Origin of the sequence: Kitasatospora paranensis, assembly GCF_039544005.1 — a bacterium.
Classification (GTDB): Bacteria; Actinomycetota; Actinomycetes; order Streptomycetales; family Streptomycetaceae; genus Kitasatospora; species Kitasatospora paranensis.
Genome location: NZ_BAABKV010000001.1, coordinates 6602796 through 6628582 on the forward strand (window position 1 = coordinate 6602796; position 25787 = coordinate 6628582).

General features: G+C 74.1%; 20 protein-coding genes and 1 pseudogene. 13 read left to right on the forward strand and 8 right to left on the reverse strand.

What is annotated here, in order from left to right:
- Window positions 1-122: 122 nt before the first annotated feature.
- The 11 genes and pseudogenes from ABEB13_RS31380 to ABEB13_RS31430 all read left to right on the forward strand — a co-directional run bounded on the left by ABEB13_RS31380 (window position 123) and on the right by ABEB13_RS31430 (window position 12101).
- Window positions 123-1265 carry a glycerate kinase gene (locus tag ABEB13_RS31380; protein ID WP_345708168.1) on the forward strand — a complete coding sequence of 381 codons (1143 nt, stop codon included), beginning with the start codon at window positions 123-125 and terminating at the stop codon, window positions 1263-1265.
- A 154-nt stretch (window positions 1266-1419) separates the two neighbouring features.
- Entirely contained in the window at window positions 1420-2802 is a 1383-nt protein-coding gene (gene allB / locus ABEB13_RS31385; RefSeq protein WP_345708169.1) for an allantoinase AllB, read from the forward strand.
- A gap of 43 nt (window positions 2803-2845) precedes the next feature.
- Window positions 2846-4111, forward strand: coding sequence for an allantoicase (gene alc, locus ABEB13_RS31390; RefSeq protein WP_345708170.1), 1266 nt, complete (start codon window positions 2846-2848; stop codon window positions 4109-4111).
- Window positions 4112-4155: 44 nt separating this feature from the next.
- Entirely contained in the window at window positions 4156-5616 is a 1461-nt protein-coding gene (locus ABEB13_RS31395; RefSeq protein WP_345708171.1) for a catalase, read from the forward strand.
- A gap of 233 nt (window positions 5617-5849) precedes the next feature.
- Entirely contained in the window at window positions 5850-6629 is a 780-nt protein-coding gene (locus ABEB13_RS31400) for an IclR family transcriptional regulator (protein ID WP_345708172.1), read from the forward strand.
- Window positions 6630-6818: 189 nt separating this feature from the next.
- A complete protein-coding gene (locus ABEB13_RS31405; RefSeq protein ID WP_345708173.1) occupies window positions 6819-7712 on the forward strand; it encodes a metal-dependent hydrolase in 894 nt (297 codons plus the stop codon).
- 93 nt (window positions 7713-7805) lie between these two features.
- Window positions 7806-8834, forward strand: a complete 1029-nt coding sequence (locus ABEB13_RS31410) for a PDR/VanB family oxidoreductase (protein ID WP_345708174.1) — start codon at window positions 7806-7808, stop codon at window positions 8832-8834.
- 10 nt (window positions 8835-8844) lie between these two features.
- Window positions 8845-9693 carry a M24 family metallopeptidase gene (locus tag ABEB13_RS31415; RefSeq protein ID WP_345708175.1) on the forward strand — a complete coding sequence of 283 codons (849 nt, stop codon included), beginning with the start codon at window positions 8845-8847 and terminating at the stop codon, window positions 9691-9693.
- A pseudogene (locus ABEB13_RS31420) lies at window positions 9690-11406 on the forward strand (SDR family oxidoreductase). Before ABEB13_RS31415 ends, ABEB13_RS31420 begins: the two are co-directional and overlap by 4 nt.
- Before the next feature lie 30 nt (window positions 11407-11436).
- Window positions 11437-11688 carry a type II toxin-antitoxin system VapB family antitoxin gene (locus tag ABEB13_RS31425; RefSeq protein WP_380232757.1) on the forward strand — a complete coding sequence of 84 codons (252 nt, stop codon included), beginning with the start codon at window positions 11437-11439 and terminating at the stop codon, window positions 11686-11688.
- Window positions 11685-12101 carry a PIN domain nuclease gene (locus tag ABEB13_RS31430; RefSeq protein ID WP_345708176.1) on the forward strand — a complete coding sequence of 139 codons (417 nt, stop codon included), beginning with the start codon at window positions 11685-11687 and terminating at the stop codon, window positions 12099-12101. Before ABEB13_RS31425 ends, ABEB13_RS31430 begins: the two co-directional genes overlap by 4 nt.
- Window positions 12102-12104: 3 nt before the next feature.
- On the opposite strand, the gene ABEB13_RS31435 is transcribed toward ABEB13_RS31430, so the two are convergent.
- The 6 genes from ABEB13_RS31435 to ABEB13_RS31460 all read right to left on the reverse strand — a co-directional run bounded on the left by ABEB13_RS31435 (window position 12105) and on the right by ABEB13_RS31460 (window position 19237).
- Window positions 12105-12404: a hypothetical protein gene (locus ABEB13_RS31435; protein ID WP_345708177.1), complete on the reverse strand. Its 300-nt coding sequence runs from the start codon at window positions 12402-12404 to the stop codon at window positions 12105-12107.
- Between the two features lie 111 nt (window positions 12405-12515).
- The gene (locus ABEB13_RS31440) at window positions 12516-13694 is read right to left on the reverse strand and encodes an XdhC family protein (protein WP_345708178.1); all 1179 of its coding nucleotides are present in this window, start codon (window positions 13692-13694) and stop codon (window positions 12516-12518) included.
- 85 nt (window positions 13695-13779) lie between these two features.
- Window positions 13780-15258 carry an NCS2 family permease gene (locus ABEB13_RS31445; protein WP_345708179.1) on the reverse strand — a complete coding sequence of 493 codons (1479 nt, stop codon included), beginning with the start codon at window positions 15256-15258 and terminating at the stop codon, window positions 13780-13782.
- Window positions 15259-15510: 252 nt separating this feature from the next.
- A complete protein-coding gene (gene pucD / locus ABEB13_RS31450; RefSeq protein ID WP_345708180.1) occupies window positions 15511-17871 on the reverse strand; it encodes a xanthine dehydrogenase subunit D in 2361 nt (786 codons plus the stop codon).
- On the reverse strand, window positions 17868-18353 hold the full coding sequence (locus ABEB13_RS31455; RefSeq protein WP_345708181.1) for a (2Fe-2S)-binding protein: 486 nt from the start codon (window positions 18351-18353) through the stop codon (window positions 17868-17870). Before ABEB13_RS31455 ends, pucD begins: the two co-directional genes overlap by 4 nt.
- A complete protein-coding gene (locus ABEB13_RS31460) occupies window positions 18350-19237 on the reverse strand; it encodes an FAD binding domain-containing protein (protein ID WP_345708182.1) in 888 nt (295 codons plus the stop codon). Before ABEB13_RS31460 ends, ABEB13_RS31455 begins: the two co-directional genes overlap by 4 nt.
- 417 nt (window positions 19238-19654) lie before the next feature.
- Between ABEB13_RS31460 and ABEB13_RS31465 the strand changes: the two genes are divergently transcribed.
- Complete coding sequence (locus tag ABEB13_RS31465) at window positions 19655-21244, forward strand: PucR family transcriptional regulator (protein ID WP_345708183.1); 1590 nt, start codon at window positions 19655-19657, stop codon at window positions 21242-21244.
- Window positions 21245-21341: 97 nt separating this feature from the next.
- Here the strand turns inward: ABEB13_RS31465 and ABEB13_RS31470 are convergent, their stop codons facing one another.
- Window positions 21342-22460 (reverse strand): alpha/beta hydrolase, encoded by a 1119-nt coding sequence (locus tag ABEB13_RS31470; protein ID WP_345708184.1) that lies wholly within the window; start codon window positions 22458-22460, stop codon window positions 21342-21344.
- Window positions 22461-22824: 364 nt separating this feature from the next.
- On the opposite strand from ABEB13_RS31470, the gene ABEB13_RS31475 reads away from it, so the two are divergent.
- A complete protein-coding gene (locus ABEB13_RS31475; protein WP_198523971.1) occupies window positions 22825-23940 on the forward strand; it encodes an ROK family glucokinase in 1116 nt (371 codons plus the stop codon).
- Window positions 23941-23961: 21 nt separating this feature from the next.
- Here ABEB13_RS31475 and ABEB13_RS31480 read toward each other — a convergent pair whose 3' ends face one another.
- Window positions 23962-25578, reverse strand: coding sequence for a CocE/NonD family hydrolase (locus ABEB13_RS31480; RefSeq protein WP_345708185.1), 1617 nt, complete (start codon window positions 25576-25578; stop codon window positions 23962-23964).
- Between the last annotated feature and the right edge of the window lie 209 nt (window positions 25579-25787).

Here is a 25787-nt window from a genome sequence, read left to right on the forward strand (position 1 = left end):
CGTCGGAAGCGGGACGAGAAGTACGGCGGGGAGGGGGCCGCATCCCTCCGACACCACCCCGGCTGACGCAGACTCGGACCGTCAGCCGTTCACCAGCCAAGCCCGGAAGTGAGGCCCACGCCATGCCCGCCACCCCCGCCCAGGGCCATGTCGTCGTCGCCCCCGACAAGTTCAAGGGCACCCTGGAGGGCGCCGAGGTCGCCGCCCGGATCGCGGCCGGCATCCGCCGGGCCGCCCCCGGCACCGACGTCCGCGAGCTCCCGGTCGCCGACGGCGGGGAGGGCACCCTCGCGGCCGCCCTCGCGGCCGGCTTCACCCGCGTCGCGGCCAAGGTCGCCGGCCCCACCGGCCTGCCCGTGGACGCCGCGATCGCGCTGCGCGGCGACACCGCCGTGGTCGAGCTGGCCCAGGCCTCCGGCCTCGCCCGGCTCCCCGGCGGGCGCACCGCGCCGCTGGCGGCCGCCTCCTTCGGTGTCGGCCAGCTGATCGCCAAGGCGGTCGCCCTGGGCGCCACCCGGATCGTGCTCGGCCTGGGCGGCAGCGCCTGCACCGACGGCGGGGCGGGGCTGGTCCAGGCGCTCGGCGTCGGCCTGTACGACGCGGACGGGGCGGAGCTGCCGCCCGGCGGCGCCGCGCTGCGCCGGCTGGCCCGGCTCGACCTCGGCTCGCTCGCCGACCAGCTGTCCGGGGTGGAGATCGTGGTGGCCTGCGACGTCGACAACCCGCTGCTGGGCCCGCGCGGCGCCACCGCCGTCTACGGCCCGCAGAAGGGCGCGGACGGCGACGACCTGGTGATCCTCGAGGAAGGCCTGGCCCGGTGGGCGGACACCGTCCGCGACAGCACCGGCCGGGACGTCCGCGACGCCCCCGGCGCCGGGGCGGCAGGCGGGGTCGGCTTCGCCGCCCTGGCCCTGCTCGGCGCCACCATGCGGCCCGGTATCGAGCTCCTCCTCGAACTGCTGGGCTTCGACGAGGCCGTGCGTGGGGCACGCCTCGTCGTGACCGGTGAGGGATGCCTGGACGCGCAGACGCTCCACGGCAAGGCCCCTGCCGGCGTCGCCGCGGCGGCCACCCGGGCGGGGGTTCGGGTGGCCGCTGTGGCAGGGCGGCTGGAGCTGTCCGAGCCCCAGTGGCGCGCGGCGGGCTTCACGGAGGCCGTCGCGCTCACCGACCTGGCCGAGCACCCGGGGGACAGCATGACCCGGGCGGCCGAGCTGGCCGAGGTCGCGGGGGAGCGGCTGGCGGCCGCGCTGCTGGCCGGTTGAGCCCGCGTCCCCTCGTAGCTTCCTACATTGACGTTTTGTTGAAGGCGGGCCTAGGCTCCGAGCAATCGCAGCCGCCAGGACGGTCGTCCCGGCCCCAACTGCCTTGCGCGCCTTCGGCACACCCCCACTCGTACTCTCGGTTCGGAGGTCCCAGATGCCCGTCAGCGAGACGGCCGCGACAGCGGCGGTGATCCGGTCCCGCCGGGTGGTGCTGCCGGACGGCGAGCGCCCCGCGGACGTCGTCGTCCGGGACGGCCGGATCGAGCGGGTCGTCGCCCACGGCTCGGCCGTCCCCTCCGACGCCCGCCTCACCGACCTCGGCGACACCGCGCTGCTGCCCGGCCTGGTCGACACCCACGTGCACGTCAACGAGCCCGGCCGCACCGAGTGGGAGGGCTTCGCCACCGCGACCCGGGCGGCCGCGGCCGGCGGGGTCACCACGATCGTCGACATGCCGCTCAACTCCGTCCCGCCGACCACCACCCTCGCCGGGCTGGAGGCCAAGCGGAAGACCGCCGAGGGCCAGGCCTGGGTGGACCTGGGCTTCTGGGGCGGCGCGGTGCCGGGCAACACCGGCGACCTGGCCGCCCTGCACGAGGCCGGCGTGTTCGGCTTCAAGAGCTTCCTGGCGCCCTCCGGGGTGGACGAGTTCCCGCACCTGGCCACGGAGCAGGACCTGGAGTCGGCGCTCGCCGAGCAGGCCCGGCTCGGCGCGCTGGCGATCATCCACGCGGAGGACCCGGCCGTCCTGGACGCCGCCCCCCAGCGGCCCGGCGTGCACTACCGCGACTTCCTGGCCTCCCGGCCCGACGACGCGGAGGCCGCCGCGGTCGCCCGGCTGCTGGACACCGCCCGCCGCACCGGCGCCCGCGTCCACATCCTGCACGTCTCCTCGGCCGCCGTGCTCCCGCTGCTGCGGCAGGCCCGCGCGGACGGCGGGGAGGTCACCGCCGAGACCTGCCCGCACTACCTGACCCTCACCGCCGAGCAGGTGCCGGACGGCGACACCGCATTCAAGTGCTGCCCGCCGATCCGCTCCGAGGCCAACCGGGACGCGCTCTGGGCCGCCCTGGCCGCGGGCGAGTTCGCCGCGGTGGTCTCCGACCACTCGCCCTCCACGCCGGACCTGAAGCTGCTGGAGCGCTACGGCGGCAGCGGCGACTTCGCCGCGGCGTGGGGCGGCATCGCCTCGCTCCAGGTCGGCCTGCCGGCCGTCTGGACGGAGGCCCGGCGCCGCGGCCACGCGCTGGCCGACGTCGTCCGCTGGATGGCGGCCGGCCCGGCCGCCCTGGTCGGCCTGACCGGGCGCAAGGGCGCCATCGCGGCCGGCTGCGACGCCGACCTGGTCGCCTTCGACCCGGACGCGCCGTTCGCGGTGCGCGCCGAGGAGCTGCACCACCGCAATCCGGTCACGCCGTACGCGGGCCGCACCCTGACCGGCGCCGTCCGCACCACCTGGCTGCGCGGCCGGGTGGTGGACACCGCCGGCGAGCCGTTCGGCCGGCAGATCGGCCGCCCGGCCGCGGCCGACCGCTGAGCACCATTCCCGTTCCGTCCGATCACTCGTCGAGGAGACTCAGTTGAGTACCGACAAGACCCCGAGCGCTCCGTTCACCGAGCTGGTCAACCTCGCGTCCCGACTGCTGGGCGCCGGCATCGTCGGCACCAACGAGGACACCTTCGCCGACGCCGAGAACCTGCTGGTCGCCAAGCCGGCCGAGTTCCGGCCGCACACCTTCGGCCACAAGGGCCAGATCATGGACGGCTGGGAGTCCCGGCGCCGCCGCGGCGTCTCGGCCGACCAGCCGCACCCCACCGACGACGACCACGACTGGGTGCTCGTCCGCCTCGGCGCCGCCGGGGTGATCCGCGGCGTGGTGGTCGACACCGCCCACTTCACCGGCAACTACCCGGAGAGCGCCGCCGTGCAGGGCGCCTCGATCCCCGGCCACCCGTCGCCCGCCGAGGTGGCGGCCGCCGACTGGACGGACCTGGTGCCCCGTACGGCGCTCAAGGGCGACACCGCCCACGCGTTCCCGGTCACGGACGGCACCCGCTTCACCCATGTGCGGCTCGCCATCTGGCCGGACGGCGGCGTCGCCCGGCTGCGGGTGCACGGCGAGGTGCTGCCCGACCCGCGCGAGCTGGACGGCCTCACCTTCGACCTGGCCGCCCAGGAGTTCGGCGGCGTCGCCGAGGCGGCCTCCGACCGCTACTTCTCCTCCCCGCACAACCTGAACGCTCCCGGCCGCGCCACCGTCATGGGCGAGGGCTGGGAGACCCGGCGTCGGCGCGACAAGGCCAACGACTGGGTGCAGATCGCCCTGGCCGGGGGCGGCGAGGTCCTGGCCGCCGAGGTGGACACCTCCCACTTCGTCGCCAACGCCCCCGGCTGGGCCGACCTGGTCGGCTACGACGCCTCGGCCGGCGGCGACCCGGCCGCCGACGCCGAGGGCTGGTTCGACCTGCTGCCCCGGACGCGGCTCCAGCCCGACACCCGCCACCGCTTCCGGCTCGACGCCGGCCGCCCGGTGACGCACGTACGGATCAACGTCTACCCCGACGGCGGACTCGCCAGGCTCCGCCTGACCGGCCGCCTCACCGAGGCCGGCCGCGCCGCCCTGGCGCTGCGCTGGTTCGACGCGCTGCCCGCCGCGCAGGCCGCGGCCGCGCTCGCCGAGGCCGGCCTGACCGCGGCGGAGGCCACCGCGCTCACCGCCGCCCGCCCGCTCGCGGACGCCGCCGCGACCACTGCCGCCGTCGCTGCCCTGCAGCCGACCGACGGCCCCGACGGCGAGCACGCCTCCCGCCGCCGCTCGGCCGTCTGGCGCCTGCTCGGCGTCTGACGCCGCACCACCTCACCCCGCACCGCCGTAACTGAAGGACCCTCATGTCGAAGATCTTGACCACCGAGTCCGGCGCCCCGGTCGCCGACAACCAGAACTCCGCGTCCGCCGGCGAGTACGGCCCGCTGCTGATCCAGGACCAGCAGCTGCTGGAGAAGCTCGCCCGCTTCAACCGCGAGCGGATCCCGGAGCGCGTCGTGCACGCCCGCGGCTCCGGCGCCTACGGCTACTTCGAGGTCACCGACGAGGTCTCGCAGTACACCCGGGCCGCCTTCCTCGGCGGGGTCGGCAAGCGCACCGAGGTCTTCCTGCGCTTCTCGACCGTGGCGGGCAACCTGGGCGCCTCCGACGCGGTGCGCGACCCGCGCGGCTTCGCGCTGAAGTTCTACACCGAGCAGGGCAACTACGACCTGGTCGGTAACAACACCCCGGTGTTCTTCATCAAGGACCCGGTCAAGTTCCCGGACTTCATCCACTCGCAGAAGCGCGACCCGTACACCGGCATCACCGAGGCCGACAACGTCTGGGACTTCTGGGCGCACGCCCCCGAGGCCACCCACCAGATCACCTGGCTGTTCGGCGACCGCGGCATCCCGGCGTCCTACCGCCACATGAACGGCTACGGCTCGCACACCTACCAGTGGGTCAACGAGCAGGGCGACGCGTACTGGGTGAAGTACCACTTCAAGACCAACCAGGGCGTGCGCTCGCTGGACGGCTCGCAGGCCGCCGAGGTGGTCGGCGGCGACGCCGACAGCCACCAGCGCGACCTCCACCAGGCCATCGACCGGGGCGTGTTCCCGTCCTGGACGCTGTACGTCCAGCTGATGCCGGTGGCCGAGGCGGCGACCTACCGCTTCAACCCGTTCGACCTGACGAAGGTCTGGCCGCACGCCGACTACCCGCTGGTCAAGGTCGGCCGCCTGGTGCTCAACAAGAACCCGGAGAACGTCTTCGCCGAGGTCGAGCAGGCCGCCTTCTCGCCGAACAACTTCGTGCCCGGCATCGGCCCGTCCCCGGACAAGATGCTCCAGGGCCGGCTGTTCGCCTACGCCGACGCGCAGCGCTACCGGCTGGGTGTCAACCACACCCAGCTGGCCGTCAACGCGCCCCGGGCGACCGAGGTGAACAACTACGGCCGCGACGGCCTCGCGGCGGTCAACCCGGCGGGTCGCGGCAAGAACTACGAGCCGAACTCGTACGACGGCCCGGCGCAGACCGACGCGGCGCTGGCCGCCCCCGTCCGGCTGGAGGGCCACACCGGCACCTACACCACCCCGGCGCACACCAAGGACGACGACTTCTTCCAGGCCGGCGAGCTCTACCGGCTGATGTCCGAGGGCGAGCAGGCCCGCCTGATCGCCAACCTGGCGGGCTTCCTCGCCCAGGTGAGCCGGGACGACGTGGTCGAGCGCAACCTCGCGCACTTCCACGCGGCCGACGAGGAGTACGGCAGCCGCCTGGAGGCGGCGGTGAAGAAGCTCCGCGCCGGCGAAGAGGCCTGACCCTCCGCCACCCGAACCACCCTCCGCGGCGGCCGGATCCCCGGCCGCCGCCCGCAGGGCCCCTTCCCCCGGGCAGTGGGAAGGGGCCCTGCGGCCGTTCCCGGCCCCTCCTGGCGCGTTCCCGCCGCGATCGGGGCCCAGATCCGCGGAGGACCGACGGCGGGGGCGGCCGCGTGGTTACCCTGGTGCTGCACCGGGCCGCGGCGGCGGGCACGCGAGCGGAAGGGGCGCCCATGACGGCACCGAGTCGGGGGCGGCGGAGCGGTCCGGCCCGCGGCGAACGGAACCCGTACGGGGTCCTGCACCGGGCGCTCCGGCTGCTGGAGGCCGTGGACCGCCATCCCCTGGGCGTGGACACCGCGTCGCTCGCCCGGGAGCTCGGGCTGCCGGCCGGCACCGTGCAGGAGCTGGCCGAGGCCCTGGAGGGCGAGGGCTACCTGCTGTTCGACGAGGGCGCCTGGGTGCTGGGCGGTGCGCTCACCCTGCTCGGCCACCAGAACCGCGAGCAGCTCGTCCGCGCCCGGCTGCACCGCGGGCTGGCCGACCTGCGCGACGAGCTGGGCGCCGCCGTCTACTTCAGCCGCTACCACGACGGCGAGCTGTCGGTGGAGGCCGTGGTGGCGAGCGAGTCCGCACCCGCGGTGGTGGAGTGGGCCGACTTCCGCAGCACCGCGCACGCCAGCGCGATCGGCCGCTGCCTGCTCGGCCAGCTGGACCACGAGGGCCGCCGGGACCACCTGTCCCGGCACCGGCCCGCCCGGCTCACCGTCCGCACCGTCACCGACGCGGAGCAGCTGCTGCACCGGCTGGACCGCCAGCCGGCCACCGTGCCGGTGCTGGACCTGGAGGAGTACGCGCTCGGTACGGTGTGCGCGGCCGTCCCCGTGTCGGCGGGCAGCACGGTGGGCTGCCTGGCCACCTCGCTGCCGGTCGCCGACAGCCACCGGCTGCGGGCCGCCGCCGAGTTGCTGGCGGAGCGGGCGGCGCCGCTGATGGTGGCGATGGCGGTCTGACCCCGCGGCGGTCCGCCGGGGAGTGCGCTGCGACCTGTGCGGTGCGACCGTGCGGCGAGGCCCTGCCCGACCTGCGCCCGAGTTATTAGACTCAATGTCGATAAGAGTCGCCGAAACCCTTGTGGGGCCCACTACCCGCGAGTAGTTTTCGGGTACGCCCTCGCCGTCCGCAGGTCAGGAGGCAGCCCCATGCCCCGTTCCACCCCCGCCCCGGCCGTCCACGACGACCTCGTCCTCGACCCCCGGGACGTGCAGTTCGACTGGTCCGCCCTGCCGCTGCACTGGATCCCCGACGAGCCGGTGGCCACCCACGTCATCAACGTGCTCCACCTGCTGCTGCCCGAGGGCGAGCGCTGGTTCGTCGAGGTCTTCAAACAGGCCCTGCCGATGATCACCGACGACCGGCTCCGCGAGGAGGTGCTCGGCTTCATCGGCCAGGAGGCGATCCACGCCGAGGCCCACCAGGAGGTCCTCGACCACCTGCTCGGCCAGGGGCTCGACCCCCGCCCGTACGTGCGCCAGGTCAGCTGGCTGTTCCGCCGCGTCCTCGGCGAACGGCCCGGCCTCACCGCCGCCCAGCGCCGGGAGAGCGTCATCGAACGCGTCGCCTTCGTCGCCGCGATCGAGCACTTCACCGCCTTCCTCGGCAACTGGGCGCTCAACTCGCCCGGCCTGGACCGGGCCCAGGCCGACCCCACCATGCTCGACCTGCTGCGCTGGCACGGCGCCGAGGAGGTCGAGCACCGCAGCGTCGCCTTCGACCTGCTCGTCCACCTCGACCCGGGCTACCTGCGCCGGGTCCGCGGGATGCTCGTCTCCGGGCCGATGCTCGTCCACCTCTGGGTCCGCGGCGCCCGGTTCATGCTCGCCGCCGATCCGGTGCTCGACGGGCGGATCAGGCCGACCTGGCGCGACGCCCACCTCAACGCCCGGCGCGGCCTGCTCCCCGACCTGCGGCTCCTCGCCCGGTCCGCCGTCCGCTACTTCAGGCCCGGCTACCACCCCACCCAGGAGGGTTCCTCCAGCCAGGCGCTCGGCTACCTGGCCACCTCCCCGGCGGCCCGCGCCGCCGCCGCCCGCTGACCTGCCGCCCGCCGACCTGCCGCCCGGAGCCGCACGGATGGACCTCACCACCCCGCCCCCGACCTCTACGGACGCCCCCGGGCCGACCGCTTCATGCGGGCCGTCACCGCCTTCGGCGACCGCTACACCCCCGCCCTCGTCCGGCCCGGCCTGCGCCGCAGCCCGCGGCGCCCGCTCCCGGCCGGCGCCCGGCCGCTGCGCCTGGTGGTGACGGCCCGGAACACCGTCGCCGAGGACGTCCTCGCGCTGGACCTCGCCGAACCCTCCGGCGGCCCGCTGCCCGGCTGGCAGCCCGGCGCCCGGCTGCAGCTCACCCTGCCCTCCGGCCGGGTCCGGCACTACTCGCTCTGCGGCGACCCGGCCGACCGGCACCGCTACCGGATCGCGGTGCGCCGGATCGCCGACGGCGGCGGCGGATCGGTGGAGATCCACGACGCCCTCGCCGTCGGGGACCGCCTGACGGCCCGCCGGCCGCGCAACGGCTTCGCCTTCTGCGCCGAGCCCGCGGTGCTGCTGCTGGCCGGGGGCATCGGCGTCACCCCGCTGCTGCCGATGGCGCGCGAGGCGCAGCGGCTCGGCCTCGACTGGCGGCTGGTGCACACCGGCCGGACGGCGGCCTCATTGCCGTTCACCGCGGAGCTGCGCGCGCTCGACCCCGCCCGCACCACCTTCCTGTACGACGACCGGGACGGCCGCCCGGACGCCGCCGACCTGCTCGCCCGGGCGCCGCGCGGCGCCGCCGTCTACTGCTGCGGCCCGGCCCCGATGATCGCCGCCGTGCAGCGGGCCCTGGACGCCTCGCCGGCCCGCGCCCTGCACCTCGAACGGTTCGGCGCCGCCCCGATCGCCGACGGCAGGCCCTTCACCCTGCGGCTGGGCGCCGACGGGCCCGACCTCGCCGTCCCCGCCGACCGCTCGGCGCTGGACGTCGCCCGCCAGGAGCGGCCCGATCTCGCCTACTCCTGCACCCAGGGCTTCTGCGGAACCTGCCGGGTACGGGTGCTCGCCGGGCGGCCGGAACACCGCGACCGCCGGCTCACCGACGAGGAGCGCGCCGCCGGCGCCCTGCTGCCCTGCGTCTCCCGAGCGGCCGAGGGCGAGACCCTCGTCCTCGACCTGTGAGGAGCGCCCGATGACCTTCGGCTACGACGACCGCGACCTGGCCCGGTTCCGGGAGACCCAGCAACTGGCCTACCACTGCGCCGAGCAGGTCGCCGCCTGGATCGAACCCGGCGTCACCGAGCGCCAGGCCACCGCCCGGCTGCGGCAGTGCCTCGTCCGGGCCGGCGTGCAGGACTTCTTCCACGTCCCGTTCGCCTGGTTCGGCGACCGCACCGCCTTCCGGCACTTCCACACCCCGCTGCAGTTCTTCGCGGGCGACCGCCGCCTGGCCGAGGGCATGCCGTACGTGCTGGACTGCGCGCCGATCGTGGACGGCTACACCGCCGACATCGGCTACGGCGGCAAGGTCGGGGAGAACCCGGTCTGGGACCTCCTCGCCCGCGACCTCCGGGTCTACCGCGCGCTCATCCTGGCCGAGGTCCGCGCCCGCCGCCCGCTCGACGAGGTCTATGCCGCGGTGGACGCCCAGATCGCCGCGCACGGCTACGACAACCGCCACCGGGTCTACCCCGGCCGGGTGATCGGTCACCAGGTCACCCGGACGGTGGCCCGCGGCCCGGCCGGTGTCAGCGTGTTCGGATTCGGGGTGCGTACACTCCAGACGCTCGGCCGCGAGCTGATCGGCGAGCGGCTGCACGGCCGCTCCCCGCTCTGGGCCGACGGGCGCAGCTCCCGGCACGCCCCGACGCCCGGCCTGTGGGCGGTGGAGCCGCACATCGGCTTCCGCGACGTCGGCATCAAGTTCGAGGAACTGCTGGTCGTCACCGACGACGACGCGTACTGGCTCGACGACGACCTGCCGCACGTGCGGCGCTGGACGTCCCAGGAGAGCACCGCAGGCCAGAAGGGGGCCGCATGACCATCCGCCGCCGCACCGTCCACTCCGGCGGGGTGCCGCTCGCCGTGTACGAGCAGGGCGACCCGGCCCGGCCGACCGTCCTGCTGGTGCACGGCTACCCGGACACCCACGCGGTCTGGGACGACGTCGCCGCCGACCTCGCCGCCGACCACCACGTGGTGCGCTACGACGTGCGCGGGGCCGGCGCCTCGGGCGCCCCGGCCGGCCGGGACGGCTACCGGCTGGCCCGGCTCGCCGCCGACCTGGCCGCCGTCGCCGACACGGTCAGCCCCGAGCGGCCGGTGCACGTCGTCGCCCACGACTGGGGTTCCATCCAGTCCTGGGAGGCCGTCACCGAGCCCGGTGCGCACCACCGGATCGCGTCCTACACCTCGCTGTCCGGGCCCTCACTCGACCACATCGCGCACTGGACGCGGCACCGGATGCGCCGCCCCACCCCGCGCCACCTGCGCCAGCTCGCCGTGCAGGGCGTGCACTCCTGGTACATCACCGCCTTCCACCTGCCGTTCCTGGCCCCGGCCGTCTGGCGGTTCGGGCTGGCCCGGGCCTGGCCGCGGGTGCTGCGCGACCTGGAGCACGTCACCGCGCGGCCGGGCCACCCGCAGCCGACGCTGGCCCGGGACGCCGTCCGGGGCATCGAGCTCTACCGGGCCAACTTCCGCCCGGTGCTGCGCAGTCCGCGCGAGCGGTCGACCGAGGTGCCCGTCCAGCTGGTCACCCTGGAACGCGACCGCTACGTCTCCACCTTCCTCTCCGAGGGGCTGGAGCGCTGGGTGCCGCACCTGACCCGCCGCACCCTGGACGCCGGCCACTGGTCGGCCCTGCTGGAGAGGGGATCCACCGTGGCCGGTCTCGTCCGCGAGCACGTCGCCCGGGTCGCCGCCGGGCAGACCCAGGGCCCGCCGCCCGAGGGCCGCCTGGTCGTGGTGACCGGCGCGGGCAGCGGCATCGGCCGGGCGACCGCGATCGCCTTCGCCGCCCAGGGCGACCGGGTGGTGGTCTGCGACCTCGACCTGCCCGCCGCCGAGCGCACCGCCGAACTCTGCGCGGCACTCACCCCGGCGCGGCCGCACACCGGGTGGACGTCTCCGACGGCGCCGCGGTGGACGCCTTCGCCGAGCTGGTCGCCGCCGAGCACGGCGTCCCCGACGTGGTGGTCAACAACGCCGGGATCGGGCACGCGGGGACATTCCTGCAGACCACCGAGAAGGAGTGGCAGCGCGTCCTCGACGTCAACCTGTGGGGGTCATCCACGGCTGCCGGGCGTTCGGCGCGCTGATGGTGGGCCGCGGCGAAGGCGGACACATCGTCAACCTGGCCTCGGCCGCCGCCTACCTGCCCGCCAAGTCGCTCGCGGCGTACGCCACCAGCAAGGCCGCCGTGCTGATGCTCTCCGACTGCCTGCGCGCCGAACTGGCCGACCACCGGATCGCGGTCACCGCGGTCTGCCCCGGCATCGTCAACACCAACATCACCCGCACCACCACGTTCTCCGGCGTCGACGCGGACGCCCAGGCGGCCAAGCAGGCCAAGGCCTCCAAGGCGTACGCCCGACGCGGCTTCCCGCCGGAGAAGGTGGCCGAGGAGATCGTCCGGGCCGTCCGCACCGGCCGCCCGTTCGTCCCGGTCACCGTCGAGGCCAAGGCGGCGCACTGGCTGGGCCGGATCAGCCCCCGCCTGCTGCGCCGGGCGGCCCGGCTGGACGTCGGCTGACGCCTTCCGGCCGTCGTGATATCGACTAGGATGGAATCCGATATCACGATGGACCGGGAGGTCGGGATGACGCGGACGGTGATAGACGTCGACGACGAGCTGCTCGCCGAGGCCGCCGAGATCTTCGGCACGGCCACCAAGGTGGCCACGGTGAACGCGGCGCTCGCCGACGCGATCAAGCGGCGGAAGCGGGAGTCCTTCCTGAACTGGCTCGCCGACGGAGGTCTGCCCGACCTCACAGGGCCGGTGGGCGGCGGCGGGGCGGAACACCGGGCGGCATGAGCGAGCGCTACCTGATCGACAAGTCGGCGTTGGCGCGCTACCCCAAGGCCGCCGTCCGGGCTGTCGTCGAGCCGCTCCACAATGCCGGTCTGCTGGCCGTCTGCGCGGCCGTCGAGATGGAGGTGCTGCACAGTGCACGCTCGAAGGCGGACGCCGAGCGGATCCGGCACGGCATGCGCGGCTTCGACCTGCTCCCCATGCCCGACGAGGTCTGGGACCGTGCGCTGGACGTCCAGCTCTTGCTGGTCGGCGCCGGCACCTGGCGGGCCCTGTCGATGGCGGACCTGGTGATCGCCGCGACCGCCGAGCGGTACGGGGCCACCGTGCTCCACTACGACGGCGACTTCGACATGATCGCGGCCGTCACGGGCCAGTCGGTGCGCTGGGTGGTTCCGGCCGGTTCGGCCGACTGAGCGTCAGCCCGCGCCCGGGATGCGGGCGATGCCCGCGCGCAGGTCGTCGGCGTTCATGCAGGGGACGACCTCGACGTCGGCGCCCATCCGCAGCCAGAGCGGCTCGACCACGGCGACCAGGGACGGCTCGTCCGTCACGTCGACGACCAGGGTGAAGCCGCGGCGGCCGTGCAGCGGGTAGAAGTACGCCGCCTCCGGCTTCAGCAGCGCCATCACCTCGTCCATGGCGGCGGCCATGCCGCCCTCGGCGATGAGCTTGTTGGAGATCTCGGTGTCGATCGATGCCTGGATCAGCATGCGCATGGCGGGGGCCTTCCGTGCGGAACGACGACCGGCCGTCCGCTCGGACCGCACCGGGTGGCGGTCAGTCCCTCTCTCCAGCGTCCCGCCGTCCGCGACCGTGCGCACGTTGGATCACGCGGCGTGCGACCGCGCCTTCTCGGGCTCGGCCGCCCGGGCCAGGTCGTGGTGGATCGGTCCCTGACCGGCCGACAGCGGCAGGCAGGAGCCGCCGCGGCGGTGGGCGACGATCTCGGCGGCGACCGACACGGCGGTCTCCTCCGGTGTGCGGGCGCCGAGGTCCAGGCCGATCGGGGAGCGCAGCCGGCCGATCTCGGCGTCGCTCAGCCCGATCTCGCGCAGCCGGGCGTTGCGGTCCCGGTGGGTGCGGCGCGAGCCCATCGCGCCGACGTAGCCGACCGGCAGCCGCAGCGCCCGCTCCAGCAGCGGGATGTCGAACTTGGCGTCGTGGGTGAGCACGCAGAGCACGGTGCGGCCGTCGATGCGGTCCAGCTGGGAGTCGAGGTAGCGGTGCGGCCAGTCGACGACCACCTCGTCGGCGTCGGGGAAGCGCCGGCGGGTGGCGAAGACCGGGCGGGCGTCGCAGACCGTGACGTGGTAGCCGAGGAAGCGGCCGATCCGGACGACGGCCGCGGCGAAGTCGATGGCGCCGAAGACGATCATGCGCGGGGCGGGCACGTAGCACTCGACGAAGAAGGTGGCGGTGCCCTGCCCGGCCTCGTCGCAGGGGCGGCCGTCGAGGCCGAGCACGAGCTGCCCCGTCCGGCCGGCGTCCAGCATGGCGCGGGCCTCGGCGACCGCCGCGCGTTCCAGCGCGGCCGTGGTGGTCGGTGCGGGGGAGAGCGAGCCGTGGTGGGCGTCGGCGGTGACGGCGACCGCCGCGCCGAGCAGGCCGGCCGGGCCGGCGATGACCCGCGCCAGTGCGACCGGGGTGCCGGAGGCGATGTAGGCGACGCCGGCGTCGATCGCCGCGTCCGCGCCGGGCACGACCGGCTGGACGAAGACGTCCAGGACGCCGCCGCAGGTCAGCCCCACCGCGAAGGCGTCCTCGTCGCTGTAGCCGAAGCGTTCCAGGACGGCCCGGCCGGAGGCGATCGCGTCCTGGCAGAGCTCGTACACGGCGCTCTCGACGCAGCCGCCGGACACCGAGCCGATCGCCTCGCCGTCGGCGTCGACGGCGAGCGCCGCACCCGGGTCGCGCGGGGCGCTGCCCGAGACGCCGACCACCGTGGCCACGGCGAAGGAGCGGCCGGACGCGTGCCAGGCCTGCAGCTGCGCGGCGATGTCCTGCATGGAGGGCTCCTTACCAGGAAGGGTACGCGGGGGACGGCGGGGGCCGCCGTACGGGAGCGGGTGCTCCCGTACGGCGGCCCGGGGCTCAGTGCACGCCGAGCCACGCCTTGATCGGGCTGAGGGCGAAGTAGACGACGAAGACGCCGGTCAGGATCCACATCAGCGGGCCGGGCTCGCGCCACTTGCCGGCGCCGGCCTTGATGACGGTGTACGAGATGACGCCCGCGGCGACACCGGCGGTGATGCTGTAGGTGAACGGCATCAGGACGCAGGTGAGGAAGGCCGGGATGGCCACCTCGCGGTCGGACCAGTCAATGTGCCGGGCCTGGCTCATCATCATCGAGCCGATCACCACCAGGGCGGCGGCCGCGACCTGGACGGGGACGACGGCCGCGACCGGGGAGAAGAAGAGCATCAGGGCGAAGACGCCGCCGGTGACGGTGGAGGCGAGGCCGGTGCGGGCGCCGTCGCCGACGCCGGTGGCGGACTCCACGAACACGGTCTGGCCGGATGCTCCGGCGACGCCGCCGATGGCGCCGCCGGCGCCGTCGATCAGCAGGGCCTTGGACAGGCCGGGCATCCGGCCCTGCTTGTCGGCGAGACCCGCCTCGGTGCCGACGCCGATGATGGTGGCCATCGCGTCGAAGAAGCCGGCGAGGACGAGCGTGAAGACCGCGACCGAGGCGCTGATCGCGCCGAGTCCGTGGCTGCCGAAGGCGCCGAAGAGGTCGACGTCGCCGAACAGGCCGAAGTCGGGGGCGGAGACCGGGCTGCCGGGCCAGACCGGCGCGGCGCCGCCCCAGTCCTTGGAGGTCAGACCGGCGACCTGGTTGACGATCATCGCGACCACGGTGCCGCCGGCGATGCCGATCAGGATCGCGCCGCGGACGTTTCGGGCCAGCAGGACGAAGATCGTCAGCAGGGTGAGGCAGAAGATCAGGACGGGCCAGCCGGACAGTTCGCCGAACGGGCCGAGGGACAGCGGGGTGGGGCCGCCGGTGTGCACGAAGCCGGCCTTGTAGAGGCCGATGATGGAGACGAACAGGCCGATGCCGATGGTGATCGCGTGCTTGAGCGGCAGGGGGATGCCGTTCATGATCTTCTCGCGGAGGCCGGAGAGGACCAGCAGCACGATCAGCAGGCCGTAGATCACGCAGAGCCCGAACGCCTGCGGCCAGGTGGTGTGCGGCACCACCAGGGCGGAGATCGCCCCGGAGACCGAGAGGCCCGCGGCGACCGCCAGCGGCACGTTGCCGATCACGCCCATGAGGATCGTGGTGACCGCGGCGGCGAGTGCGGTCGCGGTGGTGAGCTGGGCGTGGTCCAGCTTCAGCCCGTTGACGTCGGCCCCGCTCAGGATGATCGGGTTGAGCAGGACGATGTAGGCCATCGCCATGAACGTGGTCAGGCCGCCGCGCAGCTCGTTGCCGAGGGTGGAGCCCCGGGCCGAGATCTTGAAGTACGCGTCCAGCAGATTGGTGGGGGCGGCCGCCGGCGGCGTGAGGGCGTCGTCGGTGGCAGGTCTGTCTTCAGTGGTGCCGGGCTCCGTGGGGATCCTGGTCATGTCCACTCCCAAGGTTCAAAGGGGTTTGGGGTGGGCGAGCCGACCTGACTGCCAGACGGGAGTGAGGCACAGGGGGACTGTTCGACTCACGGGTGCACCCTCCGGCCGGAAGCCGGAGGAGGGTGGTGTGTGCCGCTGCAGAACCCCGGCGTGGGAGAGGCAGCGGGTGGTGCACGACGGTCCTTCGTGGGGAGCGTCCCCGGGGCGGCGGGGAAGACGTGTCACCGCCCCGGGGAGGTCTGACGGGTTCGGCTAGAGCGTCCCGGTGAGGTGCTCGGGCCTGACCGGCACCCGGTTGAGGGCGAGGCCGGTGGCGTTGCGGATCGCCGCGACGATCGAGGGGGTGGCGGAGACGGTGGGGGCCTCGCCGACGCCGCGCAGTCCGTACGGGGCGTTGGGGTCGGGCCGCTCCAGCACGTCCACCGGGATCGGCGGGGTGTCCAGGATCGTGGGGATCAGGTAGTCGGTGAAGGAGGCGTTGCGGACCTTGCCGTCCTTGACGACGATCTCCTCCATGACGGCGAGACCGAGCGCCTGGGTGCAGCCGCCCTGGATCTGGCCGACCACCGACAGCGGGTTCAGCGCCTTGCCGACGTCCTGGGCGGCGGTCAGCTCGACCACCTTGACCAGGCCGAGCTCGACGTCCACGTCGACCACCGCGCGGTTGGCGCAGAAGGTGTACTGGACGTGGCCGAAGCCCTGCCCGGTCTCCTTGTCGAACGGCACGGTGGGCCGGTGGTGGTGCTCGCGGGTGAGGTCGATCGCCTCGTCGCCGAGCAGGTCCACCATGGGCACCAGCACGCCGGCGCCCTCGGAGACGACCTTGCCGCCGACCAGTGTGATGTCCCGGTGCTGCCAGCCGTAGCGGCGGCGGCCCTTCTCGATCAGCGCCTGCCTGACCGCCTCGGCGGCCAGCTTCACCGCACCGCCGGTCATGTAGGTCTGCCGGGAGGCTGAGGTGGAGCCGGCCGAGCCGACCTCGGTGTTGGCCGGGTGGATGGTGACCTGCTCGACGCCGAGCTCGGTGCGGGCGATCTGGGCGTGCACGGTGACGCCGCCCTGGCCGACCTCGGCCATCGCGGTGTGCACCATGGCGACCGGCTCGCCGCCGATCACCTCCAGGCGGACCCGGGCGGTGGAGTAGTCGTCGAAGCCCTCGGAGAAGCCGACGTTCTTGATGCCGACCGAGTAGCCGATGCCGCGGACGATGCCCTCGCCGTGCGAGGTGTTGGACAGCGCGCCCGGCAGGGTGCGCACGTCCAGGTGCTCCAGGTCCAGCGGCGGCGGCAGCGGCATGTCCTTGACGCGCTGCAGCAGCTCGGCGACCGGGGCCGGCGAGTCGATCTGCTGACCGGTGGGCATGAAGTCGCCCTCGGCCATCGCGTTCAGCTGGCGCAGCTCCACCGGGTCCATGCCCAGCTCGACGGCGAGCTTGTCCATCTGGGACTCGTAGCCGAAGCAGGCCTGCACCGCGCCGAAGCCGCGCATCGCGCCGCAGCTCGGGTTGTTGGAGTAGAGGGCGATCGCCTCCATCCGCACGTTCGGGATCACGTACGGGCCGTGGCCGAGCGAGGCGGCGTTGCCGACGACGGCGGGCGAGGCGGAGGCGTACGCGCCGCCGTCCAGCACGATCCGGCAGTCGGCGAAGACCAGCTTGCCGTCGCGGGTCGCGCCGTGCTCGTACGTCATCGTCGCCGGGTGGCGGTGCACGTGGCCGAAGAAGGACTCGTCCCGGGCGTAGACGATCTTGACGGGCTTGCCGGTGTGCAGCGCCAGCAGGCAGGCGTGGATCTGCATCGACAGGTCCTCGCGGCCGCCGAAGGCGCCGCCGACGCCGGCCAGCGTGAGCCGGACCTTCTCCTCCGGCAGGGCCAGCACGGGAGCCATCTGCTGGCGGTCCACGTGCAGCCACTGGGTGGCGATGTAGAGGTCGACGCCGCCGTCCTCGGAGGGCACGGCGAGACCGGACTCCGGGCCGAGGAAGGCCTGGTCCTGCATGCCGACCTCGTAGCTGCCCTTGACGATGACGTCCGCCATCGCCCGCACCTCGTCGGTCACGCCGAGCCCGGAGACCAGCTTCTGGCTGTGGCAGATGTTGCCGGAGCCGTGCGACTTGTACTCGTGCGGCTCGTGGACGTAGCCGTGGGTCTCCGGGTCGAGGCACTGCTCCTCGGTGGTGATCGGGGTGAGCACCTCGTACTCGACCTTGATCTTCTTCACCGCGCGGCGGGCCGTCTCCGGGTGGTCGGCCGCGACCAGCGCGATCGCCTCGCCGTGGTAGCGGACCTTGTCGATGGCCAGCGCCGGCTGGTCCTGGATCTCCAGGCCGTAGTACTTGGTGCCGGGGATGTCGTCGTGGGTGAGTACGGCGTACACGCCGGGCACCTTGAGCGCCTCGGAGATGTCCACCGAGAGGATGTTCGCGCGGGGGTGCGGCGAGCGCAGCGCCATGCCCCAGAGCATGTCCTCGTGCCACATGTCCGACGAGTACGCGAACTCGCCCTTGACCTTGAGGTTGCCGTCCGGCCGCAGCGGCGAGCCGCCGATGCCGTCCTTGGAGGCCTGCCGGATGTCCTGCAGGTTCTTCTGGCCCTGGATGGTACGAGCACTCATTCGGAGGCCGCCCTCTCGCACGTGCGGGCGGAGGCGAGCCGCACCGCGTCCATGATCTTCTCGTACCCGGTGCAGCGGCACAGGTTGCCCGACAGCGCCTCGCGGATGTCGGTGTCGCTGGGCTGCGGGTCCCGCTCCAGCAGGGCGTCGGTCTGCACCAGCAGGCCGGGGGTGCAGAAGCCGCACTGAACGGCGCCGGCGTCGACGAACGCCTGCTGGACGAGGCCCAGCTCGCCGTTCTCGTCGGCCAGGCCCTCGACGGTGCGGACCTCGCGGTCCTGCACCTGGCCGGCCGCGACCAGACAGGAGCAGACCGGGGTGTCGTCCAGGTACACCGTGCAGGAGCCGCACTCGCCCTGCTCGCAGGCGTTCTTGGAGCCCGGCAGGCCGACCCGCTCGCGCAGCACGTACAGGAGGCTCTCGCCCTCCCAGACGTCGTCCGCCTCGACGGGCTTGCCGTTGGCGGTGAATGTGACCCTCATGCCGCGCTCCTGATCTGCTTGCTGTAGTCGTTCCACGTCCAGGTCAGCGTGCGGCGGGCCATCACGGCCAGCGCGTGCCGCCGGTAGTCGGCGGTGCCGCGGACGTCGTCGATCGGGGAGGCGGCGGCGCGCACCAGCTCGCCGAAGCGCTGGATGACCTCGGCGCCCAGCAGGTCGCCCGACTCCCACAGGCCGCGCTCGGCGAGCACCCCCTGCAGGTACTGCTCCGCCTCGATCGCGCGGCGCGGGGTGGGGGCGGCCGAGCCGATGCCGGTACCGACGGTGCCGTTCTTCGGGTGGAGGGCGAAGCCGAACGCGCAGACCGCGATCACCATCGCGTTGCGGGTGCCGATCTTCGAGAACTGCTGCGGGCCGTCCGCGACCGGGATGTGCACGGCGCGGATCAGCTCGTCCGGCTCCAGGCTGTTGCGCTTCACGCCGAGGTAGAAGTCGTCGATCGCGATCAGCCGGCTGCCCCGCACGGACTCGGCCTCCACGAACACGTCCCGGCCCGCGGCGAGCAGCGCCGGGTGCGAGTCGCCGGCCGGCGAGGCGGCGCCGAGGTTGCCGCCGACCGAGCCGCGGTTGCGGATCTGCGGGGAACCGACGGTGTGCGCGGCCAGGGCCAGGCCCGGCAGCGGGCCGGACAGCTCGTCGATGATCCGGGCGTAGGGGACCGCGGCGCCGAGCCGGACGACGCCGCCGTCGTTCGACCATGCGGTGAGCTCGGTGACGCGGTTCAGGTCGAGAATCGCGGATGGCCGGTGCACGTCGAAGTTCATCTCGACCATGACGTCCGTGCCGCCGGAGATGGGCAGCGCGGTCGGGTACTCAGCCTTCGCCGCGAGTGCCTCGTCCCACGTAGCGGGCCGAAGGAACTCCATGCGGGTGTCTCCTCAAGTCGTCGCCAACCGGACTGATGGGCACAGTGCCCCCGGAACTCGGTGTTCGGACCCTGCTACCCCGGCGTTGCCGTGGCGTTGAGTCCCGGTCACCGGGTTGTGTCCGGCGGCGTGTGACCAGTGAACCCCTGTGACGGGGCCCACTGGCAGCCACCGATGGCATGAAGCCCGCGCGCCGTGCCCGCCCGGCATCCTGTACGTTCCTCTAAGACTGACAAGTGCCCAGCCCAGCGGTTTCCCTACCGCCACTTACGACCGTAATCCGGCCGTGATGGCGAGGCGATCGGCCCGTGACTGCCGGCCCGGACGGGACAGAGCGCCGAGCGGCCCGGCGTGGGGCACACTGTGAGCCCCCACACCCCCACCCGACCCCCACCCTCCAGACGAAGGAGTCTGCGGATGCGTGTCCGCGACCTGCTCGCCCCCGGCGCCCTGCGGCTGCGGCTGCTCGCCGGGGAGGATGAGCTCGACCGGCAGGTCAGCGGTGTGATGACCACCGACCTCCAGGCCCCGGGGCGGTACCTGCACGGCGGCGAGCTCGTCCTGACCGGCATGCTGTGGCGGACCGGACCGGAGGACTCCGAGCGGTTCGTGCGTACCCTCGTGGCCGGTGGGGCGGTCGCGCTGGCGGCGGGCGAGGCCGAGGTCGGCCCCGTCCCGGACGACCTGGTGGCGGCCTGCCGGCGGCACCGGATGCCCCTGCTGGCCGTACCCGACGACATCGCCTTCGGCACGGTCACCGAGTTCATCGGCCGGCAGGTGTCCGCCGACCGGGCGGCCGACCTCGCGGCCCTGGTCGACCGCCACCGGCTGCTGGTCCAGGCGGCCGGGGCCGGCGGCCTGGACGCCGTGCTCGACCTGCTCGGCGGCGACCTCGACCTGGACTGCTGGGTGCTCACCCCCACCGGCCGGGTGGTCGCCGGCCCCGCCGACCGGCTCTCCGCCGAGGACCGCGACCAGCTCGTCCGGGCCCACCTCGGCGCGCAGCGCCAGCGCCGCCGCCCACCGCACCGGGCCCGCCTCGCCGGCGGCGCCTACTCGCTGCTGCCGGCCGCCGCCGAGCCCGCCGCCGAGGCGCCGCTCGCCGACTGGGTGCTCGCCGTCGCCGGCGACGTCACCGAGTGGACGCCCAAGCGCCAGCAACTCGCGGAGAACCTGGCCCGGCTGGTCGCCGCCGAGCGGACCCGCCGGGACGAGGGCCGCCGGCTGCGCCGCCGGATCGCCGACGAGGTGCTCGCCCTGCTCCAGCGCGACGCCGACCCGCTGGAGATCTCCCGGGCGCTGCAGGCGTCCTCGGCGATGGCGGCCCGCTACGAGGGCGGCCGGCCCGAGTCCGCGGTGGCCGACTCGTGGCTGGTGGTGTCCGCCGAGGGCACCGGGCTGCCGGACGCCCTCGTCCGCACCGTGCTGGAGGAGGCACTCACCGACGCCTCGGACCGGGCCCTGGTCGCGGGCACCGGGGCCGGTGCGGTGGTGGTGCTGCCCGCGCCGGACGTCCCCGTCCCGGCGGACGCGCTGCGCGACCTGCTCGCCCCGCTGGAGGCCGGGCTCGGCTCGGAGGGCCGGATCACCGTCGGCGTCTCCGCGCCCGCCACCGAGGCGGGCGGTCTGCGCGGCGCCCTGGAGGAGGCCCGGCACGCCCGCCGGATCGCCGCCTCCCGGGTGGGCCGGGTCTGCGTCGCCGGGCCCGAGGAGCTGGCCTCGCACGTGCTGCTGCTGGCGGCCGTGCCGGACGAGGTCCGGCGCGCCTTCCGCAGCCGGCTCCTGGACCGGGTCATCGGCTACGACATCGAGCACCAGGCCGACCTGGTGCGCACCCTGGAGGCGTTCCTGCGGTCGGACGGCTCCTGGACGCGCTGCGCGGCCCAACTCCACGTCCACGTCAACACCCTGCGCTACCGGATCGGCCGGATCGAGGAACTGACCGGCCGTGACCTGTCGCGGCTGGAGGACCGGGTGGACTTCTACCTGGCGCTCGAACTGGCCTGACACCGGCTCGGCACCGGCCCGGAACGCACCGACGGGCCCGCGGCACCCCCGGAGGGTGCGGCGGGCCCGTCGGCATGTCGGCGGCGCGGAGGGTGCGTCAGTGCTGCGCGGGGATCACATGGGTGAGCCATTCGAACACCTGTGGCAGCATCGGCTTCCACACGTCGCTGGCGTGCGGCCCGGTGGTCTCCACCACGGTCACCTCGGTCGGCGCCTTGGCGGCCTGCTTGAGGGCCAGTCCGCCCTCGTAGCCGTCGCCCTTGTTGCCGCTGAGGAACAGCGCGGTGCGCGGCGCCGGGCTGGCGTGCTTGAGGATGTACAGCGGGTTGGAGACCTCCCGCAGGTGCGGGTCCTTCGCCGTCAGGGAGTCGGCCTCGATGCCCGGGTCGTTGTAGCCGGACAGGCTGACGCCGGCCCGGTAGCGGTCCGGGTGTTCGAGGGCCAGCCTGCTGGCGCAGTGCCCGCCGGCCGAGTAGCCGGCGACCGCCCAGCGGTCGGCGGAGGTGTCCGTCCGGAAGTTGTCCAGCACCATCTGCGGCACGTCCCGGGAGAGCCAGGTGTCGGCGTTGACCTTGCCGGGGACGTCGGCGCAGCCGGTGTCCACGCCCTTGCCGAGCAGCAGCGTGCGGGGCGAGACCAGGATGAACGGGGCCACCTTGCCGCTGGCCATCAGCGGCTTGAGCTGCTCGGACACCTTCAGGGTGCCGTACCAGGTGCTCGACGAGCCGGGGAAGCCGGGGATCAGCTCGACCACCGGGAAGGTCCGGTCCTTCCAGGCGGGGTCGTTGTACTGCGGCGGCAGCCAGACCAGCACCTCGCCGTCGACCCCGGACAGCCGGCCCTTGAGGTCGGTGCGCTGGACGTCCCGGGGCACCAGCGGGTCGTTGACCGCCTTGAACTGCTGGAGGATCTTGGGCAGGCCCTTGCCGTCCTGGCCCGGGGTGCCCGCGTCGGCGGGCACCTGCGGCACCGCGCGGACGTGGTTGCCGGTGCCCAGCAGGTCGTCCCAGCTGCCGTAGATCAGGTTGGCGTTGTTCACCATGACGAACACCATGGTCACGGCCGTCGCCTGGCAGAGCAGCAGCATGATCAGTCTGCTCAGCACCTGGACGGGCCTGGGCCCGCGCGCTCTGCCCCAGAGCAGCAGCGCCGCCGCGATGGAGATCGGCACCAGGACGATCGTGAGGATCAGGAAGGGTGTTCCGGTGAGTTGCATCAGGTCTCGTATCCGCGTTGCCGGCCGCCCGGGCCCCGCTCGCCCGGTACGCATTCCGATGTGATCAGACAATGGGAAACCACGGGTCGGTTGCGCCGTTAACTGAGCGAAACCTGAGAGGAACATCACGTTTCCATGTGAATCCCCCGCGCGGCCCAACCCAGTCTGCCAGTCATCTGAACGAATCCCCCGGACGGGGAGCATCTGCGGCCGCCCGGATGAGGAGTGGCTGGGAACGGCCGGAGCCTGCCGCTCGTGCCACCCGCGGCCGGTCGGACGGGGGAGGATGGTCCGGTGGGCCGGCCGTGCGGGCCGGCCGCCCCGCGCCCCGGCGCGCGCCCGACCCGAAGGAGCGACCGTCCACGTGACCAGCCCGAACAGCGCCCAGCGGCCGGCCGTCCTGCCCACCCTGCTCGGACTCGGGCCGCGCTTCGCCGACCGGCGCCGCCGCGCCCTGCCGGCCGGTGTGCTGCGGCTGCCCACCATCGGCGTCGACATCGGCGGCACCAAGGTGGTGGCGGGGGTGGTGGACGGCGAGGGGCGGGTGCTGGAGAGCGTGCGCACCGAGACCCCGCACAAGAGCAAGAGCCCCGCGGTGGTGGAGGACGTCATCGTCGACCTGGTGCTCCAGCTCGCCGACAAGCACGACGTGCACGCCGTCGGGGTGGGCGCCGCGGGCTGGGTCGACGCCGAGCGCTCCAGGGTGCTGTTCGCCCCGCACCTCAACTGGCGCAACGAGCCGCTGCGGGACGCGCTCAGCCGGCGGCTGCGCTTCCCGGTGGTGGTGGAGAACGACGCCAACGCGGCGGCCTGGGCCGAGTGGCGGTTCGGCGCCGGACGAGGCGAGGACCACATGGTGATGATCACCCTCGGCACCGGCATCGGCGGTGCGGTCGTCCGGGACGGCTGGGTGGACCGCGGCAAGTACGGCCTGGCCGGCGAGTTCGGCCACATGCAGGTGGTGCCCGGCGGGCACCGCTGCCCGTGCGGCAACCGGGGCTGCTGGGAGCAGTACTCCTCCGGCAACGCCCTGGTGCGCGAGGCCCGCGGGCTGGTCGCCGAGGAGTCGCCGGTGATCGAGGGGCTGCTCGCCCGGGCCGGCGGCACGGCGGAGGGCATCACCGGCCCGCTGGTCACCGAGGCGGCCCGGGACGGCGACGCCACCGCCACCGAACTGCTCTACGAGGTCGGCCACTGGCTCGGGGTCGGCATCGCCAACCTGGCGGCGGCCCTCGACCCCGGCCGCTTCGTGGTCGGCGGCGGGGTCTCGGAGGCCGGCGACCTGCTGCTCGGCCCGGCCCGGGAGGCGTTCGGGCGGACGCTGACCGGCCGCGGCTTCCGCCCGGAGGCCGGCCTCGTGCACGCGGCGCTGGGCAACGAGGCCGGTCTGGTCGGCGCCGCCGACCTGGCCCGCCAGGTCGCCCGCCGGTTCCGCACCATCAAGCGCCACCGGGTCGAGCGGGCGGCCGGCGGCGCCTGACGCGGCGCCACCGGCCCCCGGTCACCGCAGCGGCACCGAGATCCAGGACGGGTCCCCGGCCGGGGAGCCGAAGGAGAGCGTGGCGAAGGCCGGGTTGTGGGTGATGTACAGCGGGTCGACGCTGTCCACCACCAGGGCCAGCCGGTGCCCGGCGGGCACGTCGTAGGCGGTGGCCTGCATCCGGATGTCCGCGCCGAACGCCTGCCCGGGGGTGCGCCCGAGGAAGGTGTACGGCGCGTGGGCGACCAGCCGGCCGATGCCGAGCGCGTCGACGTCGTACAGGTAGGCGATGAGGCTGCCGCGTTCGGCCGACGGGGTCACGCCGAGGTGCAGCCGCACGCTGCCGCGGATCTGCTGCCCGCCGTCGGCGGGCGCGGACTGCCAGACGGCGGCCACCGGGCGGGGGAGCAGCGGGACGGAGACGGTCGGCGGGACCTTCAGGAACTGCTCGGCGAGGTTGCTGAGCAGGGCGATGCCGCCGTCGGCGCCGGAGTCGAGGCCGGTGGCGATCGGGGTGTGCCAGCCGGTCGGTGCGCCGCCGGCGAGCGAGCCGGTGCCGAGCCGGTCGCGGCCGCCGAGGCCGAGCCGGCGGGTGGAGGAGCTGACCGCCGGCCAGCTGGGGTAGTCCTCGTAACCGTCCTGGAGCTGCGGTTCGAGGTGGACGGGCAGCCGGCGGTCGATGCCGTTGTCGGTGCCCCTGAGGTAGTGGTCGAGCCAGGCGCGGGTGTCCGTCCACACGTCGTTGGGCAGCCCGGCCAGGCCGGTGGCCTCGGCGGTGGCGTGGTCGCCGGGGCGCAGCTCCAGGCGCTTGGGGCCGTCGAGGCGCTCGTAGAAGTCGGTGAGCTGGTTCGGCGGGAAGATCGAGTCGCCCCAGGCGTTGGCGAGCATCACCGCGGCGCCGTTGGCGTTGATCCGGTCGACGTAGGTGGCGGGCGAGCGCTGGGCGGCCCAGGCGCGGATGGCCGGTTCGTCCGCCCGGTCGCTGCCGAAGAACCGGGTGAGGGTGGTCTCCAGCTCGTCGCCCGGACGGCCCGTCAGGTATCCGGCGACGGTGAGCAGGGCGGCCGACTGGAGGTGCTGGGTCTCGTCGCTGAACAGCGAGTCGGCGAGGTCGCCCCAGCCGCTGAGCGCCGAGACGGCGCGGACCCGGGGGTCGAAGGCGGCGCCGAGCAGGCTGATCCCGGCGCCGTAGGAAATCCCGGCCATGCCGATGTGCCGCGGGTCGGCGGTGGTGTGGGCGAGCGCCCAGTCGATCACCCGGGAGACGTCGGCGACGTCGGGCGGCCCGGCGACCTCGATCTCTCCGCCGGAGCCCCAGAACCCGCGCGGGGTGTAGGAGACGACGACGTAGCCGGCCTCGGCGAAGTGCTTCGCCTGGGCGAGGTACTCGAGGTCGTTGAGGCTCCAGCTGGCGGGCAGCACGAGCAGCGGGTGGCCGGCCGCACCGTCGCCGGGCTCGTAGACGTTGCCCTTGAGCACGACGCCGCCGTCCCCGGGGATGTCGGTGAAGCGCAGGGCCGGTGCGGCGGCCTGCGCGGTGGCGGCGTGCGCGAGGGGCGCGAGGGCGAGCGGGGCGGCGGTGAGCAGGGCGGTGGCCAGCGCGAGGGCGGTGGCCCCGCGGCGTACGCGTGGGGGCATGCGGGACTCCTGAGGGTGCGGATCAGCGGGGTGGGGGTGCGGATCCGGACGGCTGTACCGGACGGTAGCCAATAAGACGCGATGTCAGTAAGAGGCCGGACGGTCTCGGCGGGATAACGAAACTACCGACGGGTAGTGGCTGGAGGCCCTGTTGTCCTGTCCACCGCAGGTATGGCAGAACGGACAGTTGACGCCGACTCAGGAGACCG

Coding starts and splice junctions, on each gene's coding strand:
- ABEB13_RS31380 (WP_345708168.1), top strand. CDS start 123: ATGCCCGCCACCCCCGCCCAGGGCCATGTCGTCGTCGCCCCCGACAAG.
- allB (WP_345708169.1), top strand. CDS start 1,420: ATGCCCGTCAGCGAGACGGCCGCGACAGCGGCGGTGATCCGGTCCCGC.
- ABEB13_RS31395 (WP_345708171.1), top strand. CDS start 4,156: ATGTCGAAGATCTTGACCACCGAGTCCGGCGCCCCGGTCGCCGACAAC.
- ABEB13_RS31400 (WP_345708172.1), top strand. CDS start 5,850: ATGACGGCACCGAGTCGGGGGCGGCGGAGCGGTCCGGCCCGCGGCGAA.
- ABEB13_RS31405 (WP_345708173.1), top strand. CDS start 6,819: ATGCCCCGTTCCACCCCCGCCCCGGCCGTCCACGACGACCTCGTCCTC.
- ABEB13_RS31410 (WP_345708174.1), top strand. CDS start 7,806: ATGCGGGCCGTCACCGCCTTCGGCGACCGCTACACCCCCGCCCTCGTC.
- ABEB13_RS31415 (WP_345708175.1), top strand. CDS start 8,845: ATGACCTTCGGCTACGACGACCGCGACCTGGCCCGGTTCCGGGAGACC.
- ABEB13_RS31425 (WP_380232757.1), top strand. CDS start 11,437: ATGGAATCCGATATCACGATGGACCGGGAGGTCGGGATGACGCGGACG.
- ABEB13_RS31430 (WP_345708176.1), top strand. CDS start 11,685: ATGAGCGAGCGCTACCTGATCGACAAGTCGGCGTTGGCGCGCTACCCC.
- ABEB13_RS31435 (WP_345708177.1), bottom strand. CDS start 12,404: ATGCGCATGCTGATCCAGGCATCGATCGACACCGAGATCTCCAACAAG.
- ABEB13_RS31440 (WP_345708178.1), bottom strand. CDS start 13,694: ATGCAGGACATCGCCGCGCAGCTGCAGGCCTGGCACGCGTCCGGCCGC.
- ABEB13_RS31445 (WP_345708179.1), bottom strand. CDS start 15,258: ATGACCAGGATCCCCACGGAGCCCGGCACCACTGAAGACAGACCTGCC.
- pucD (WP_345708180.1), bottom strand. CDS start 17,871: ATGAGTGCTCGTACCATCCAGGGCCAGAAGAACCTGCAGGACATCCGG.
- ABEB13_RS31455 (WP_345708181.1), bottom strand. CDS start 18,353: ATGAGGGTCACATTCACCGCCAACGGCAAGCCCGTCGAGGCGGACGAC.
- ABEB13_RS31460 (WP_345708182.1), bottom strand. CDS start 19,237: ATGGAGTTCCTTCGGCCCGCTACGTGGGACGAGGCACTCGCGGCGAAG.
- ABEB13_RS31465 (WP_345708183.1), top strand. CDS start 19,655: ATGCGTGTCCGCGACCTGCTCGCCCCCGGCGCCCTGCGGCTGCGGCTG.
- ABEB13_RS31470 (WP_345708184.1), bottom strand. CDS start 22,460: ATGCAACTCACCGGAACACCCTTCCTGATCCTCACGATCGTCCTGGTG.
- ABEB13_RS31480 (WP_345708185.1), bottom strand. CDS start 25,578: ATGCCCCCACGCGTACGCCGCGGGGCCACCGCCCTCGCGCTGGCCACC.